This is a genomic window from Moritella sp. 28, assembly GCF_018219435.1.
Classification (GTDB): Bacteria; Pseudomonadota; Gammaproteobacteria; order Enterobacterales; family Moritellaceae; genus Moritella.
Genome location: NZ_CP056121.1, coordinates 408,948 through 425,407, shown reverse-complemented (window position 1 = coordinate 425,407; position 16,460 = coordinate 408,948). Strand labels below are relative to the sequence as shown.

The 16,460-nt window shown below is 40.0% G+C and carries 15 protein-coding genes; 3 read left to right on the top strand and 12 right to left on the bottom strand.

Annotation, left to right across the window (positions count from 1 at the left end; translation table 11 throughout):
• The first annotated feature begins 235 nt into the window (after window positions 1–235).
• Complete coding sequence (mrdA, locus tag HWV02_RS01985) at window positions 236–2,164, top strand: penicillin-binding protein 2 (protein WP_255550581.1); 1,929 nt, start codon at window positions 236–238, stop codon at window positions 2,162–2,164.
• Between the two features lie 82 nt (window positions 2,165–2,246).
• Here the strand turns inward: mrdA and HWV02_RS01980 are convergent, their stop codons facing one another.
• From HWV02_RS01980 to dusA, 6 genes are all read right to left on the bottom strand, one after another.
• Window positions 2,247–2,660 carry a phosphate ABC transporter substrate-binding protein gene (locus HWV02_RS01980; RefSeq protein ID WP_211678253.1) on the bottom strand — a complete coding sequence of 138 codons (414 nt, stop codon included), beginning with the start codon at window positions 2,658–2,660 and terminating at the stop codon, window positions 2,247–2,249.
• Between the two features lie 11 nt (window positions 2,661–2,671).
• A complete protein-coding gene (locus HWV02_RS01975; RefSeq protein ID WP_211689563.1) occupies window positions 2,672–3,904 on the bottom strand; it encodes a hypothetical protein in 1,233 nt (410 codons plus the stop codon).
• A gap of 281 nt (window positions 3,905–4,185) precedes the next feature.
• Window positions 4,186–4,599 carry a substrate-binding domain-containing protein gene (locus HWV02_RS01970; RefSeq protein WP_211678251.1) on the bottom strand — a complete coding sequence of 138 codons (414 nt, stop codon included), beginning with the start codon at window positions 4,597–4,599 and terminating at the stop codon, window positions 4,186–4,188.
• Window positions 4,600–4,610: 11 nt separating this feature from the next.
• Entirely contained in the window at window positions 4,611–5,795 is a 1,185-nt protein-coding gene (locus HWV02_RS01965; RefSeq protein ID WP_211678250.1) for a porin, read from the bottom strand.
• A 476-nt stretch (window positions 5,796–6,271) separates the two neighbouring features.
• Window positions 6,272–7,891 carry a methyl-accepting chemotaxis protein gene (locus HWV02_RS01960; protein WP_211689562.1) on the bottom strand — a complete coding sequence of 540 codons (1,620 nt, stop codon included), beginning with the start codon at window positions 7,889–7,891 and terminating at the stop codon, window positions 6,272–6,274.
• A 313-nt stretch (window positions 7,892–8,204) separates the two neighbouring features.
• Window positions 8,205–9,197 (bottom strand): tRNA dihydrouridine(20/20a) synthase DusA, encoded by a 993-nt coding sequence (gene dusA, locus HWV02_RS01955; protein WP_211689561.1) that lies wholly within the window; start codon window positions 9,195–9,197, stop codon window positions 8,205–8,207.
• Between the two features lie 394 nt (window positions 9,198–9,591).
• On the opposite strand from dusA, the gene zur reads away from it, so the two are divergent.
• Together zur and HWV02_RS01945 are read left to right on the top strand one after the other, a co-directional pair.
• Window positions 9,592–10,032: a zinc uptake transcriptional repressor Zur gene (zur, locus tag HWV02_RS01950; RefSeq protein WP_249185416.1), complete on the top strand. Its 441-nt coding sequence runs from the start codon at window positions 9,592–9,594 to the stop codon at window positions 10,030–10,032.
• Between the two features lie 24 nt (window positions 10,033–10,056).
• Entirely contained in the window at window positions 10,057–10,521 is a 465-nt protein-coding gene (locus tag HWV02_RS01945; protein WP_067046139.1) for a chemotaxis protein CheX, read from the top strand.
• 106 nt (window positions 10,522–10,627) lie between these two features.
• Here HWV02_RS01945 and HWV02_RS01940 read toward each other — a convergent pair whose 3' ends face one another.
• The 6 genes from HWV02_RS01940 to dnaB all read right to left on the bottom strand — a co-directional run bounded on the left by HWV02_RS01940 (window position 10,628) and on the right by dnaB (window position 16,353).
• A complete protein-coding gene (locus tag HWV02_RS01940; RefSeq protein WP_211678247.1) occupies window positions 10,628–11,230 on the bottom strand; it encodes a peroxiredoxin C in 603 nt (200 codons plus the stop codon).
• Between the two features lie 230 nt (window positions 11,231–11,460).
• Window positions 11,461–11,829, bottom strand: coding sequence for a DUF4440 domain-containing protein (locus HWV02_RS01935; protein ID WP_211678246.1), 369 nt, complete (start codon window positions 11,827–11,829; stop codon window positions 11,461–11,463).
• Between the two features lie 32 nt (window positions 11,830–11,861).
• Window positions 11,862–12,749, bottom strand: a complete 888-nt coding sequence (locus HWV02_RS01930; RefSeq protein WP_211689560.1) for a radical SAM protein — start codon at window positions 12,747–12,749, stop codon at window positions 11,862–11,864.
• A gap of 97 nt (window positions 12,750–12,846) precedes the next feature.
• Entirely contained in the window at window positions 12,847–13,497 is a 651-nt protein-coding gene (locus tag HWV02_RS01925; RefSeq protein WP_211678244.1) for a TetR/AcrR family transcriptional regulator, read from the bottom strand.
• A gap of 345 nt (window positions 13,498–13,842) precedes the next feature.
• The gene (alr, locus tag HWV02_RS01920; RefSeq protein ID WP_211678243.1) at window positions 13,843–14,916 is read right to left on the bottom strand and encodes an alanine racemase; all 1,074 of its coding nucleotides are present in this window, start codon (window positions 14,914–14,916) and stop codon (window positions 13,843–13,845) included.
• Between the two features lie 9 nt (window positions 14,917–14,925).
• Entirely contained in the window at window positions 14,926–16,353 is a 1,428-nt protein-coding gene (dnaB, locus tag HWV02_RS01915) for a replicative DNA helicase (protein ID WP_211673833.1), read from the bottom strand.
• Between the last annotated feature and the right edge of the window lie 107 nt (window positions 16,354–16,460).

Below are 16,460 nucleotides of genomic sequence, written 5' to 3'. Positions count from 1 at the left end.
TTAAAATCAAGGTCATAATGCCGTAGGATAAATACTGGTAATAGTACCGCGATAGCGTAGCTTGAGAGAATTGTTACAACTCTTTCATATCTGTCTCGGCACTTAATTAAAACAATATTGTCTACATCTCAGATTGATATTGTGTCACATTACCCAAATACAGACATAAATGATTTGGTGTATTGTATAATGCATTAGAGCTAGAGATAGAGAAAGAAAAAGAGAAAGAGTTATTGTGATAAAAAAACGCATTGAAATCCCAAACCATCAAGCAGAATTAGCACTTTTTTCACGTAGGACAGCAGCTTCTTTTTTTATGATACTGCTAATGACTGCTGCTCTCTTAGTGAATTTATATCATTTACAAGTCTCTGGTTATCAAAGGTATACTGGTCGCGCGAATAACAACCGAATTAAGATTGTGCCAATAGCGCCCAACAGAGGGCTCATTTACGATCGTAACGGTGTGCTGTTAGCGAAGAATGTGCCTATTTATTCTCTTGAAATCATACCTGAAAAAATAAAGGATATAGAATCGACCTTAATTAAATTAAAAAATCTGCTTGGGTTAAGTGATAACGATATCATCGAATTTAAACAATCGATGAAGCAAACAAGGCACTTTAAATCCGTTACGTTTACAGCTCAGTTAACAGAAAAACAAGTGGCAATGTTTACCGTTCATCAACATCAATTTCCTGGCGTGTTCGTTGATGCTTTTCTTGAACGCTATTATCCGTATAAAGAAAATTTAACGCATATTTTGGGCTACGTAGCAAAAATTAATGATCGGGATATAAATCGATTAAAGCAACAACATAAATATAAGCAATATAAAGCGACGAGAACAATCGGTAAATTGGGTATTGAACGGTCTTATGAAGAGATTCTTCATGGCCAATCAGGCTTTGCTAAAGTCGAAGTTAATAGTCAAGGCAGAGTAATACGGACATTAGAAACAGTACCGCCAATTCCGGGTAAAGATATAAAACTGAATATAGACATTAACCTGCAGCTATATGCAAATAAATTACTTACCGAGAAAAAAATTGACCCTGCAACAGGAAAATCAATTCTGAAGCATAAACGTGGTGCCTTGGTGGTATTAGATCCGAGAGATGATTCGATTCTCGCGATGGTATCAAGTCCAAGCTATGATCCAAATTGGTTTGTTCATGGTATTTCATCTGCAAGGTATAAAGCCCTTTTATCTGATCCCGATAAACCTTTATTCAATCGCGTTACGTTAGGCGCTTACTCACCCGGTTCAACTGCTAAACCTATGATTGCAGCAGCAGCCTTAACCGAAGGGGTCATTACACCAGGCACAACAAGAAATGACTCTGGTTGGTGGCGGATCCCCAATACTAAGAGTCGAAAATGGCGTGATGATGTGCGCGGGGGTTTTGGTGAGGTTAATATTTACAAAGCGATAGAGAAATCGGTGAACACCTACTTTTACCCAATCGCCTTTGATATGGGCATTGACCGATTATCGGTCTGGATGAATAAATTTGGCTATGGTCTACCCTCAGGGATTGATATTAAAGAAGATAGCCGCGCTAATATGCCGACCAGAGAATGGAAACGCGTTCATTACCATCAATCTTGGTATCAAGGTGATACTATCCCGATTGGCATTGGGCAAGGCTATTGGACGGCAACACCATTACAAATTGCAAAAGCGACATCCGTTATAGCCAATAAAGGCTTGGTACATAGACCCCATATCGTCAGAAGTATTGTTGAAAACGATGTTGAAACCGATGTTGCATTCAACGATTTTTCTAAAATGGGCAGTGTAAAACAAGAAACATGGAATATTGTGCAGGAAGGGATGCGACGTGTACTTGTGACAGGTACTGGTCGGCAAGCGTTTAGTCATATTTCATATGACGCAGCGGGGAAATCAGGCACAAGTCAGGTATTTGGTCTTGATCATGGAGAGAATTATAATGCCGAGGAATTAACTGAGCGTTTGAGAGACCATGCATTATTTACTGCATTTGCGCCACTAAAATCACCTAAAGTATTAGTTACCGCGGTTTTAGAAAATGGCGGCTGGGGCAGACGCGCGGCGCCAATGGTCAGAAAAATAATGGATTATGTGTTAATTAAACCGACACTGGATCCGCAATCGACACTTGGGCATAAGGCAAGTTAAATGAAAAAACCTCCGTATTAAGCGGAGGTTTTATCGTAAAAATATGCCAAACCGATAATTTAGCAATAACAGTACACTGATATTACGGTGTAAAGACCACTTTTACTGAGTCATCGACTTCTGACGAATCGATATAAGCAATTGCATTAGCATGTGATGCAACTTGGCTTTTGATCAGTGCTGATGAACCAATTGTCTTCGGCGGTTTACCTTTACCAGTAAATATTAAGCGTGACCAATAAGCTTGTAACTGTGAATCACTCTTACCAGTAACACTGTCGTGAAATTCACCGCGGATAAAACTACCTGCCGCTTGCTCAATCACTTCAGCTTTTGCGCCGTTTGGTAATTTTTTAGACTTACCCAAATATAATTTAGATACTTGTGATTTCGATAACGAGTCAGGGCCTGTTGGGTTAGCAATAACCACAACACCCGCTTGTGCTACACCAGATATCAATGCTGCTGTTAAGGCAACTTTAGCTAATAATTTCATCAGAGCTCTCCTTAAAATACTGCATCAAATGAAACTGTATAAACGATAGTGTCATCGAACTCATTAAGTGGTGACTGACCAGCTTTAAGGTTTGTGATTTGATGATGGCTATTTGCTTCTAAACCACCACTGCTATCACCAAAATCGCCAGCATAAGTAACATCAAGTTTTAATGCTAGGTTCGAGCTAATATCATAACGTGTACCTATGCTATAAGTCGTACGTTCCCAATTTAGTGATGCACTACCAACCGGGTCTAATGCTCTATCTGAATCATCGGTCGTTTTCAAATAAGAATAATTAACATAAGGGGTAAACGCATCAATACGATATCCTAACGTGATATAAGCAGATTCAGTATCAGAATAACCGCCTTCAACTTTAGACATTGTATATTCAGAAATAGCTAAAAATGAGCCATTATCGTAGCTAATACCAACACCAGTAAATTGAGCTTTGTCATCTTCAAAGCTTTGTAATGAAGATAAATCTCCTCCCTTAATCTTGCCAGATTTCAATTTACTTTGGAAATAAGTACCACGGAATACCCACTCTTCATAAGAAAGCGTCGCAGAAAAACCGAGCGTATTATCAAATTTAACATCCACACCTAATGGGTTATGCTCAGCATCATCGGTATCATGACCATAACTCGTCTGTAATGATAAACTTGCATCACCTAGGTCAGTATCATAAATAATATCGATACCATCATATGAACTTACTGGTACAATAGAGTAAACATCTGCCGGTGGATTAGCCCAAGGTTGTGCATAGCCCACTTCTAGATAATCAGAATACATGTACAGAGGTACGCGTAAGCGACCGATACGCGTAGTGAAACCATTATCAAATTCATGGCTTAAAAAAGCCCACTCCATCTCAGGTGTCCAGTCATCCACACCACGAGAAACAAGTTGACCCACAATTTGAGTTTGCTCTGTTAGCGCAAAAGTACCTTGTAAACCAAGCTTGCTGCCTAATGAGAAATTAGGATCCGAAGTGTAACCTTCTACACCAGGACGGTTTCCGTAACCCGCATCATTATTCGCAACACCCATTTGGCCAGTGAAGAAACCATTAATAGACATGCGGTCAGATAACGAATCATAAGAACCCGCCTCTTGTAAGATCGCAAGTTCTTGTTCGAGCTGGGCAAGACGCTGTGCATCCGTTGTTGCCGCTATCGCAAATTGCGAAGCACAGGCAACGGCCAGCGGTAGCATTATAAATACTTTTTTCATCAAAACACTCCGTGTATTAAACATTTCATCCATATGGAATTTATCAGCTAGTCACCGTAAAACATATAAACTTACTATTAATCAATTCATTAGTATGACGGGATTGTTAATGGTTATCGAGTTTACTTGCGTGACATAGATCACACTGAGACAAGTTGTGATGAAATCATCAGTATTTAGGTTGAACTTATTGCAATTGACTTCTAAGGACAGCCAGAATCAGATAAAAAAATACCGTGCATAAAGCACGGTATTTAAAAATAAAACATGAAATAAAGACGTTAAAGTTTGAATAGCACTTTAACAGAACTATCAACGTCAGCTTCATCAATATAACCAATCGCCGCAGAATTCGCTGCAACCTGATTTTTGATTAATGATGCCGAACCTAATGCTTTAGGCGGCTTACCTTTACCAGTAAACACAAGACGTGACCAATACGCTTGTAATTGAGATTCACTCTTGCCTGTTACCGCAGCATGAAATGCTTGACGCTCAGCACTGCCATTAGCACGCTCGAACACTTTAACTTTCTCACCATTCGGTAACCTTTTAGACTTACCTAAATACAGCTTAGAAATCTGTGATTTAGATAATGTATCAGGACCTGACGGATTAACAATAACAACCAATCCCGCTTGTGCAACACCAGAAAATAACGCTGTCGTAAGTACGATTTTAGCTAATAATTTCACTTTTACTTTCCTTAAAATACAGCGTCAAAAGAAACGGTATAAACGATAGTGTCATCGAATTCTTTCGTATTCGCATACGTTTTAGAATCAATGTTTGATGTTAACGCACCGCTCGTACCACCAAAATCACCCGCATAGGTTACATCTAGTTTTAATGCTAAATTAGCGCTAATATCATAACGCGTTCCGGCACTATAAGTCGTACGCTGCCAATTAAGTAACGCCATATCAGGAGGACTTCCTACACGCTTCTCATCATCCGTTGTTTTCAAATAAGAATAACTCACATACGGAGTGAAAGCCTCGAGGCGGTAACCTAGAGTAATATAAGCAGACTCAGTGTCCGCATACGTACCTTCTACTTTTGATATAGTATATTCTGAAATAGCAACTAACGAACCGTTGTCATAGCTAATACCGGCACCAACAAACTGAGCTTTATTCTTTTCGAATGCACCAAGTAAAGGCAATCCTGTATCTTTCGAATTTAAATCGGTTTGGAAATAAGTCCCGCGGAATACCCACTCCTCGTAACTCAAGGTTGCAGATAAACCAGCAATATCGCTGAAATCTACATCTTTTCCTACTGAATTATCTTCGCCCGATGAGCTGTCATTACCGTAACTTACTTGCAGCGCCAGTGTCGTATCACCCACATCGCGTTGATACGTAACATCAACACCATTAAATGAGCTAATAGGTGCAATGGTATAAACATCAGCAGGAGGTGTAGCCCAAGGTTGTGCATAGCCCACTTCTAAAAAGTCAGAATACATATATAGCGGTAAACGTAAACGACCCACACGCGCCAAGAAGCCGTTATCAAAATCGTGACTTAAAAAAGCCCATTCCATTTCAGGCGTCCAATCATCAGAGCCACGACCAACAATTTGAGCCACGACTTGGGTTTGATCTGAAATCGAAAATGTACCTTGCAGACCCAATTTACTACCGTCAGCAAAGTTTGGGTTAGTAGTGGCACTTTCAAAACCAGCATCATTATTAGCGGCAACCATTTTACCGGTAAAGAAGCCATTAATAGACATACGTTCGGCTAATGAATCATACTCATTTTGTTCTTGTAACATCGCAAGCTTTTGTTCAACTTGCGCTAGGCGCTCTGCATCCGTCGCTGCATGAGCAAATTGCGTTGCACAAACGACAGCCAGTGGTAACAACGTAAATACTTTTTTCATCCATCTATCCTAGGTATATAACGAATATAAATGACTTACCCACCCCATAATAAAAATGTATAAAGATGAATATAGCCATTTCAAACAATAACTTACACCAAGGTAACAGAGAACACAGGAGCGGTGACACCCGCTTACAAAAATGCTGGATAATCACTCTAAACATATGCTATACGCATATAAAACAAACAGGAAGTTAACGGGATAGCACTAGATGAGTCGAGTAATTGAACGCGACCTAGCTACTCTGCGGAGGCATAGACATAGGCATAGGCATAGGCATAGGTATTAGGTATAGAATTGCGCAACTGAAATACAAGCAGCTAAAGATAGTTCTCGGTGGTGTTCTGTAATAGGGTTGATCTAATTGTTGATACTGTTTTTGATAAAACGTTTGAGCCGTTGATAGCAATTTGCTTGCTCATAAAATTTCTCTCCTTAGAAATTTCGTGTAACAAGCAAATTGTAGTTACTCACTACACACTAAATTGATTTGTAGCTTGCCTTAAATGTTGTGTTGCAACCTCGATAGCACGTGTTATGTCGTCAAGCACCACGGTATCTTGAGATACTTGCGTTGCTATCGCATGGGTTTCATCAATATAACCATTTATCAATTTGCTGGTTTGCGCTTGCTCTTCTGTCGCCGACGCAATTTGCTCGTTGACGACGTTAATCGCGTCAACTTTACCCGAGATACTGCTAAGCGAGTCACTCGCACTCGATGATTGCTCTACGCCCATCTCCGCTTTACTCATCCCACGTTGCATCGCTTCCACAGCACCTCGTGAAGCACGTTGCAACTCTTCCAGTACTTGTTGGATCTCTTGGGTTGAGTCTTGTGTACGAGAGGCTAAAGTTCGAACTTCATCAGCAACGACAGCAAAACCACGTCCTTGTTCGCCCGCACGCGCCGCTTCAATGGCTGCATTTAATGCTAACAGATTGGTCTGATCGGCGATACCACGGATAGTATCGAGAATAACACCTACATTGCTCGTATGAGAGTCTAATTCATCAATCACTTTTGATGCTGTTTTTACCTCATTAGCTAGGTCATGTATGGCTTCAATAGTCTTCTCGACAACCACTGTTCCAGTCTCCGCTTCCTTGTTTGCACTATTTGCTTCCAAAGAAGCATTAGATGCATAATCAGCAATATGCCTGACAGTATCAAACATTTCGTTCATCGAGCGAGAGACCTGATCAATCGACTTACTTTGCTCTTGAATTCGAGATTTAGACGTGCAGCTTGATGTCGCTAATTGCGTCGACACTTGTGATAACGAATCAATAGATTGGATAGTTTCGGAGATACTGCCATGCAGCTTATTCAGGAACTGATTAAACCAATGCACTAGGTCACCAATTTCATCTTTATTGGTGTAATCAATACGTATTGTCAGATCACCATCACCTTGTGCGATCTCTTTTAAAGAATCAGATACTTTACGAATGCTACCCGTAATAGACACAGTCAACCAATAACACACTGCAAGCACTAAAATAATAACGCCAACACCCAATAAAATACCTTTATTACGGCTTCTATCTGAGCTTTCTAATGAGGTATCAATTAACGCGGTAAAGTCAGATTGGCTGTCTTGTTTAAATTGATCCAGCTCCGCCAATAATTTTTCTAATTTAAGACTATTACTCTCTGCTAATACAGATAAACTATCAATAGAAATCGTGCCACTAATCAATCCATTAGCCAAATATTTAGCTGATTTGTAATATTCAGCAGCTTCATTTTTAATTAATAATAATTCACGATTTTTGTCGGGATGGATCGAATTAATTAGATCTAGTTGTGCAATCAGATCAACATAAACATCGTCTGCACTCAGCAGCATATCTTCATCGCCAATCGTGACCGATGTTTCAATTGCTTGCGTTAATTCAGCAATTTTACTGTTACTAATCGTGGCGGCTTCAAGTACTGGATAATAAATAGCAGACAGTTGTGATAAACGTTCTTTGTTTTCTTTTACAACGAGGATATTCGCGAAAAGATAAGTTAAAAAACTAACGACAACAACCGCCGAAAGAATGCCGATTTTATGCTTGATTTTTAGTTGGGTTGATAGTCCCATTTAATACCTCTGTAGCGTTTACAAGTTAGTTTGATAGTATTATTACAATCCCGTCCCTCTGATCTAACTTATAGATCGGACAACGTCCTTAAAATCCTAATAGCTTATCGGCCTCATAATCAAAATCATGACCATTTTTTGGATCTTTATCTTATTAAACCATTCGCATTAGTGTTTTCATACTACCTGAATAAACTAGCCCAAACGAGAGGCATTAGTTAATAAATAACCAGCACTTACAAATCATACAAAAAAGCCTATTATATAAATGATAATAGGCTTTTTAACTCTTTAATCTTTTTAAATCAATAGATTATACTTTTGGAACTAACTTGAGCGCAGCTTCAACAACATCAACACCAGCGCCTTTTTTATGTCCTTGTTCACTCAAGTAACGTTTCCACGCTCTCGCACCAGGCTGACCAAGGAATAACCCCAGTATATGACGATAAATATGCGTTAGGCTCCCGCCATTACGAATATGATTATCAATATACGGTAGCATCATTTCAGCATAATCATGACGACTATAAGTCGACTTCTCAGCACCGTAAACAAGTTCATCGACTTGGCTCAATAAATAAGGATTATGGTACGCTTCACGCCCCATCATCACACCATCAATATGCGTAAGGTGCGATTCTGTCTCTGCTAACGTTTTAACGCCACCGTTAATCGCAATAAACAATCCCGGAAAATCCTGCTTAATATCGTAAACACGTTGATAATTAAGTTCTGGGATCTCACGGTTTTCTTTCGGGCTTAAGCCACTTAACCAAGCTTTACGGGCATGCAACGTAAAATCCTTACAACCCGTTGCCGCGACTGTATCAATAAATGTTTGTAAAAATTCATACGAATCTTGCTCGTCAATACCAATACGAGTTTTAACGGTAATTGGAATATCTACCACGTCTTGCATTGCTTTAACACAATCCGCCACCAGCATAGGTTCCGCCATTAGACAGGCACCAAATTTACCACTTTGAACGCGATCAGACGGACAACCCACGTTCAGATTAATTTCGTCATAACCACGTTCTTGTGCCAGTTTCGCGCTTTGCGCCAAATCTAACGGATTACTGCCACCTAACTGCAAAGACACAGGGTGCTCTTCTTGGTTATAGGCCAGATAATCACCTCGACCGTGAATGATTGCACCGGTTGTCACCATTTCAGTATACAGTAAGGTGTTTTTGGTCAGTAGGCGATGAAAGTAACGACAATGACGGTCTGTCCAATCCAACATAGGGGCAATCGAAAAACGTCCAGGGGCATGAACACTTGTGGTAACTGGCTTTGTCATTGCTTTATCTCTTATCTCGGTGCGCATCGCGCTAAATTACGTTAAATTGCTTTTAAATTCGTGCAGCAGCGTGGCAACTACGACGAAAAACAAGGGGGCGATCATACACCTTGCGCGCTTCACTTTCAAAAATAAAGATCTTGTTCAACGATGGCACCACACCACAAACTCGCTTTAGCTTAAAGCAGCGCGAGTGCTCTGATAAAAACAGTACCTTTCACGACTCAATTATAAACTTAGCCACCACTAATTTATGAATACGTTAACCAACCCAACGAAATACACTGAAAACCACTATAAAGATCGCTTGCTTTGCTATTTTTAGTATATTGCAATTAGAAAAGCCCTCCTAGTGTGTTAGCATTATCCTTTCTCAGCTACTTGAATGATCCCTATGACAGATTCAGCGAACAATTTACTCTACAGAGCACAACAACTCTGTATTACCCGTGCCGTTCGCTTCACCCCAATTAGGCAGCAAATTTTTCTGTTAATGGCACAGCACAACGCCATGATTAGTGCTTATGATCTGCTTGCTCAATTGCAGCTGTTAGAACCAAACGCAAAACCACCGACCGTCTATCGCGCACTCGATTTTCTACTCGAAGAAGGTTTTATTCATAAGATAGAATCGAGTAATGCATTTATTCTGTGCCCACATTTTGGTGAAAAACACCCTTCTCAACTACTTTTATGTAAGAGTTGTGGTGGTGTTATTGAATTACACAATGCAGAAATAGAAGAGTTACTACAATCACTTGCCGATGAGCATGGTTTTGCAATTACGACTAAGACAGTCGAAGCACACGGTATCTGTGCTGATTGCCGTGAATAATTAAATTTTCAGGAACAACAAACTATGCGTGTAGAGTTTATCAATCCATTTATCTCATCTTTATTAAATGTATTAAATACCATGGCACAAGTGGAATTAACACCCGGTAAGCCAAGACTCAAAAAAGATGACAAAGCCAAAGGTGATATTACTGGCATCATGGGAATGATGTCAACGCAAGCAAAAGGCTCATTTTCACTTACCTTTGATGAGTCATTAGCCTTAGCGATTATGAATAATATGCTGGGTGAGAAACCCGCTAAAATTGACGCTGAAGTCATTGATATGGTAGGTGAGATCACCAACATGGTAACAGGTGGTGCAAAGCGTATTTTAGCTGATAAAGGCTTTGATTTTGATATGTCGACACCGATTGTGGTGTCAGGTAAAGGACATACAGTTACTCACAAAGCAGAAGGGCCTAAATTGTTGCTGCCACTAACCAGTGCATTCGGTAGTGCGTCTATTGAGATATGCTTTGATAGCTAATTCAACTTAAACGTTATTAAAAAAATCATTCAATACTAAAAAGCCAATCTCACTGAGATTGGCTTTTTTATTAGACTTAATTTTTACTTAATACGTTAAGTGAAAATTATAGGCCTTTAGCATTTTTGCTTAGGTATTTAGCAACGCCTTCAGGTGATGCTTCCATAGCTTCTTTACCAGCTTCCCATTGTGCAGGACAAACTTCACCGTTTTTCTCGTGGAAGTTTAGTGCATCAACCATACGTAGCATTTCATCGATGTTACGGCCTAATGGAAGATCGTTAACAACTTGGTGACGAACAACGCCGTTTGTGTCGATTAGGAAAGAACCACGGAAAGCCACACCAGCTTCTGGATGTTCAACACCATATGCTTGACAAATATCGTGTTTAACGTCTGCTACTAGTGGGTATTTAACTGGACCGATACCGCCATCTTCAACAGAAGTGTTACGCCATGCGTTGTGGCTGAATTGTGAATCGATTGAAACACCGATAACTTCAACACCACGTTTTTGGAAATCTTCTAGACGGTGATCAAAAGCGATTAGCTCTGATGGGCAAACAAATGTGAAATCAAGTGGATAGAAAAATACAACCGCTGATTTACCTTTAGTGAATTCAGCAAAGTTAAAGCTATCAACGATTTCGCCGTTACCTAGTACTGCTGCAGCTGTAAAGTCTGGTGCTTGACGTCCTACTAAAACCATTTTAATCTCCTAAATTAATTAAATATTTGCTTATTTTACGGCATAATTTTTACATTAAATATAATCTTAAACCAATTGCTTTAGACAATCATTTTGATAGGTAAAAACTATCAAACACTTGGTGATTATAAGATAAACATTATTGAAATATAACCATAGCACCGCACTTTCTAGTTGTCATCTTGTGTAGCCGATTTTTGTTAAGGCTGTGATAATAACAGCGCTTAGTGTTAAAATGGTTTACACGGGGTTCCTTGATGGAATATTATTTTCCATCCTGTAAGATTTTTTTTCCAAATAGAAGTACGGAGAGAGTAAGTTTTCTTATCATTACCATAGTCCATCCAGCCTTTGTAGCATAGCTGAACAACATCTGTGGATATTTCCCTGAATTCAAAAGACTGACTTCCAGTAGTGACTCTTAACCCAGTTTCCCTTGTAATCACATCAAGTACTTCTAATTTATTAAACTTAACGCCTCTTCCCGATAGTACAATAAATTCATCATCAATAAACGGGGTTAATTTCTCAACTTCATTATTCATTACGTGTTTATGCAAACTTTTTTCACTAATGATAATCTGGTCCTTTAAAGACATCGTTTTTCCTTTTACGGTGAGAAAGATAGAAATTATAACCCACGCTGCCATTCTTTACGTAAATGGCTCTGCTCAGGGGTTTCAATAGCACCACATATCTGTGCTAGTAATCTGCTTTTATCTTGCCCCAGAACCCCTTTTAAAGACAAGTAGTTAGAGGCGTGGTCAGACCTGAATACGGTATTCTTAAGTTCCAAGTTTTCTAACAACATTTGCATTTCCAAAAACAAGCCCTGCTGATCAGGTAATTGGAAACCATTAACAAAGTTTTGGGAAAATTTAGCTTGCCCTAATGGAAAAGACACCACTAACGTCGATAAATAGTCTGGCTGTGCAGCATTCATTAAGCGCGCAGAGTTTAATGCATGCTGCTCGGTAAACTCAGTACCACCCAGACCATTAAGTATCATCACTGAAGTTTTAATACCCGCACCTTTCAGCTTGTAGAGAGCATCAAGTTGCGAATCATAAGTCTCCCCTTTCTCTACTAATGCGAGAACCTCATCATCACCACTTTCACAACCAACATAAACAATGCCCAAGCCTAAATTACATAACTCATAAAGCTCTGCTAATGATTTGCTTTTAATATTACGTGGTAAGCAATATGCACTGACTCTTTGCACATCTGGCATGTGTTTACGAATAAGTAACAAGATCTCTTTTAATCGTTTAAACGGTAATGTCATGGCATCACCATCAGCCAGGAAAACACGCTGATGTTTTTGCCCGCTAGCAACGACACTCAAAATTTCGGCTTCGATATCAGCTATCTTTTTAGCCCTAAATTTTTTCTGAGGTTGCGTATACATATCGCAAAAAGTGCAGTTATTCCAAGAGCAACCATTTGCGACTTGTAAGATCAATGATCGCCATTCACTCGGCGGACGAAACACAGGTTCAACATAAGAGATAGGCATGTAGAAATTCCATTATTTAATAATCAGCATCCGCTGCTAATTTAGGAAGGTTTCTAGCAGTAACTAAATTATTCAGTACCGCTAGTTTATTCGGTTATTATGCAGGGCTTGAACTTGGATTTTCTTTAAGGTCATAACCAGCAAGGTGGGCATAATGAGTCAAGTATACCGTCGCTAACACTTTTGCTTCGCGCACATATTGATTTGCCAATTCAGGTTCTTGCACTGCCAAGCGTAAAATAGAACCTACAGTACGTGGTAGGATAACCGAGATCATTTTAACTTGCTCGCTACTGATATCATCAGAAACAATACTCGCCATTTGATTTTGAATGACAGTAGAGTGAAAATCGAGTGCTGACTGATCAATACTTTTCAGCTCTGGCAGTGAATCAACGCCCGACCAAACGGCCATGTAACCCGGTTCGTTACGGTAAAACTCAGCGTATGTCTCAATGACTAGCTCAATACGTTCTTCAAGCGGCAAATCATTTGGCACCGCAGAGAAGCGTAATTGCAGCGCTTGTAAATGACGCTCAGCTAGCGCTCGGATAATCGATGCTTTGTTCGGAAAATAACGATATAACGATGTTCTTGTTAAACCCGATGCCTTAGCAATATCTGAAGGCGTCGCATTAGCAATACCAATCTCATCAAATAAAGCTGCTGCTGAATCAATAATTTGCTTTACTCTTTCAAGGCTTCTTTCTTGTCTAGGTAGATTTCTTTGTATCGTATTATCTGTCATATGCCGCCCCTTACTGCTATACAAACTAAATGATAAAGGTGAAATTAAATAAGTTTAGTCGTAGCCACTAGTCACATAAATCAATTTTATATTTATTAGTGAATTCGGAAATAAAACAATAAGTTACTTTAAATATTAAAATCCCTGTCAAACCCACATAGAGCTCGAACTCTAGTTAATCATAACGTAATTAATGAGTAAATTGCAGGTGAAATACTCATATTTCAGTTTACTTAAATGTATTTTAATTCATGACGCTATGTTATCTATAACATAATACCTTGATATAGTTTAACTTTCGTTGGTCGCAGCAATAAAAATGAGGGCATCACAGTCAACTAATTTTTATAAATATTTAAGTGTAACCCGTTGCGTAAGCTTAGTAACAAGTTCATATGCAATGGTTCCTATGTGTTCGGCCACTAATTCTGCTGGTAAACCTGCGCCCCACATAATCACTTTATCACCTACTTTATCTTGGCATTCGGCGCCTAAATTTACCGTTAACATATCCATCGAAACACGGCCAACAATCGGCACGATACGGCCATTAATTAATACCGGAGTTCCTTCTGGCGCCATGCGTGGGTAGCCATCACCGTAACCCACAGCAACAACGCCTAAGCGTGTATCTTCTGACGCACTCCAGATACCACCATAGCCCGTTGTTTCACCTTTTTTAATATTGTGTACTGCAATTAAATCTGTGGTTAAGGTCATCACCGGCTTTAAATCATGCTCTACCGCTGTCGCGCCGATCATAGGTGATACACCATACAGCATGATACCTGGACGGATCCATTCTCGGCGTGCAGCAGGCCAAGCTAACAGACCTGCAGAGTTAGCAATTGAGTGCTCACCTTCTTCACCAACAACTAACTCATCAAATAAATCAATTTGGCGTTGGGTGATAGTTGGGTCGGCTTCGTCAGCACAACTAAAATGCGTCATCAACCGTGCTGGTTGCACTACATTAGGGTTATTCTTCAAGCGCTCAATCGCACGTTTACAGTTGTCAGGACGTATACCCAAACGATGCATACCGGTATCCATTTTCAACCAAACATGGATAGGCGCATCTAAATCTGCTTGTTCTAATTCATCAAGTTGTTGTTCGATATGTACCGATGTTTGGATATTATTCGCCACCAAGATCGGTAGTTCATCAGTCGAGAAGAAACCTTCCAGTAATAAGATCGGTTTTACAATACCACCACTGCGCAGGGTTAAAGCTTCTTCAACACGAGCCACCGCAAATGCATCGACATCAGTAAGCGCAGATGCGACTGCAAGTAGACCATGGCCATAAGCATTCGCCTTCACAACAGCCATTATTTTACTATTCGGGGCAATATATTTTATTTGTTGAACGTTATGCTGCAATGACTGCAAGCATATTTCAGCCGTTGCTGAACGCATAGTTATTCCTTAATAATCATCATCATAAGCAGGGCCGGTAAAGTTATCAAAGCGTGAGAATTCACCGTTAAAGGTCAGTCTGACTTTACCAATCGGGCCATTACGTTGTTTGCCGATAATGATTTCGGCAGTGCCTTTATCAGGTGAATCGTCGTTATAAACCTCATCACGATAAATAAACATAATTAAATCGGCATCCTGCTCAATAGAGCCTGATTCACGAAGATCCGAGTTAACCGGACGCTTATCAGCACGTTGCTCCAACGAGCGGTTCAACTGAGATAAGGCAATCACAGGACATTTAAGTTCCTTAGCAAGGGACTTCAATGAACGCGATATTTCAGCGATCTCCAAGGTTCTGTTTTCGCTTAATGCAGGTACGCGCATTAATTGTAGGTAGTCAATCATGATCATACTGATGCCACCATGATCACGAGCAATACGGCGAGAGCGCGAACGAACCTCGGTAGGGGTCAAACCAGAACTATCATCGATATACATCTTACCCTGCTCTAGCATACTCTTCATGGTCGCAGATAAACGCGCCCAATCATCATCATCTAATTGACCAGTACGTACTTTGGTTTGGTTAATTTTACCCAGTGACGCGAGCATACGCATCATAATCTGTTCTGCAGGCATCTCCAGTGAAAAAATAACCGCAGGTTTATCTTCATTTAGTGCCGCGTGTTCACATAAATTCATCGCAAAAGTCGTTTTGCCCATGGATGGACGCGCTGCGACAATAATTAAATCAGATGGTTGGAATCCTGTCGTCATGCCATCAAGGTCGTTATACCCAGATGCAACACCTGTCACACCGTCATGCGGGGTTTGATAAAGTTCTTCGATTTTATCAACGGTTTCTTGCAGAACGCTTTCTAAGTTCTTCGGGCCTTGGCCTTCGCTCTGTCTTGATTCTGCAATTTGGAATACTTTGCTTTCAGCTAAATCAAGTAGGTCGGTACTTTTACGCCCTTGCGGCTCATAACCTGATTCACTGATATCGCTGGCAACCGCAATAAGTTCACGTATCACTGCGCGCTCACGCACAATGTTAGCATAAGCAGTAATGTTCGACGCACTTGGGGTATTTTTAACAATATCACCCAGATACGCAAAGCCACCTGCATCATCAAGCAGTTCTTCGTTATCTAGCCATTCAGAAACGGTAATAATATCCAGTGGGATATGCTGATCCACCAGCTTTGCCATTCCTTCGAATATAAGTTGATGTGGGCGACTGTAAAAATCTTTTGCTACAATAAATTCGGTTACACGATCCCAAGCTTCATTATCAATGAATAAGCCACCTAAAACCGATTGCTCAGCCTCAAACGAATGCGGCGGCACTTTTAGCGCATCAACAGCACTGTCTTTTTTATTTTTGTCTTTTGAAAACTGATTTTGAAACTGGTTTTGACGTTTTTCGGCCATGCTAGCACTCACGAAATTTAGTGTGATTAACCATTATCCTAAAAATATCCCTGTAGGGGAAATGAAATAACCAGAGAAGTGGTAAAAATTTATATGAAGGAATCGTT

What these genes read in the sequence shown, in the direction of transcription:
- HWV02_RS01980 (WP_211678253.1), bottom strand. Translation starts at nt 2,660, where the DNA reads ATGAAATTATTAGCTAAAGTTGCCTTAACAGCAGCATTGATATCTGGT.
- HWV02_RS01975 (WP_211689563.1), bottom strand. Translation starts at nt 3,904, where the DNA reads ATGAAAAAAGTATTTATAATGCTACCGCTGGCCGTTGCCTGTGCTTCG.
- HWV02_RS01965 (WP_211678250.1), bottom strand. Translation starts at nt 5,795, where the DNA reads ATGAAAAAAGTATTTACGTTGTTACCACTGGCTGTCGTTTGTGCAACG.
- HWV02_RS01960 (WP_211689562.1), bottom strand. Translation starts at nt 7,891, where the DNA reads ATGGGACTATCAACCCAACTAAAAATCAAGCATAAAATCGGCATTCTT.
- dusA (WP_211689561.1), bottom strand. Translation starts at nt 9,197, where the DNA reads ATGACAAAGCCAGTTACCACAAGTGTTCATGCCCCTGGACGTTTTTCG.
- zur (WP_249185416.1), top strand. Translation starts at nt 9,592, where the DNA reads ATGACAGATTCAGCGAACAATTTACTCTACAGAGCACAACAACTCTGT.
- HWV02_RS01945 (WP_067046139.1), top strand. Translation starts at nt 10,057, where the DNA reads ATGCGTGTAGAGTTTATCAATCCATTTATCTCATCTTTATTAAATGTA.
- HWV02_RS01940 (WP_211678247.1), bottom strand. Translation starts at nt 11,230, where the DNA reads ATGGTTTTAGTAGGACGTCAAGCACCAGACTTTACAGCTGCAGCAGTA.
- HWV02_RS01935 (WP_211678246.1), bottom strand. Translation starts at nt 11,829, where the DNA reads ATGTCTTTAAAGGACCAGATTATCATTAGTGAAAAAAGTTTGCATAAA.
- HWV02_RS01930 (WP_211689560.1), bottom strand. Translation starts at nt 12,749, where the DNA reads ATGCCTATCTCTTATGTTGAACCTGTGTTTCGTCCGCCGAGTGAATGG.
- HWV02_RS01925 (WP_211678244.1), bottom strand. Translation starts at nt 13,497, where the DNA reads ATGACAGATAATACGATACAAAGAAATCTACCTAGACAAGAAAGAAGC.
- alr (WP_211678243.1), bottom strand. Translation starts at nt 14,916, where the DNA reads ATGCGTTCAGCAACGGCTGAAATATGCTTGCAGTCATTGCAGCATAAC.
- dnaB (WP_211673833.1), bottom strand. Translation starts at nt 16,353, where the DNA reads ATGGCCGAAAAACGTCAAAACCAGTTTCAAAATCAGTTTTCAAAAGAC.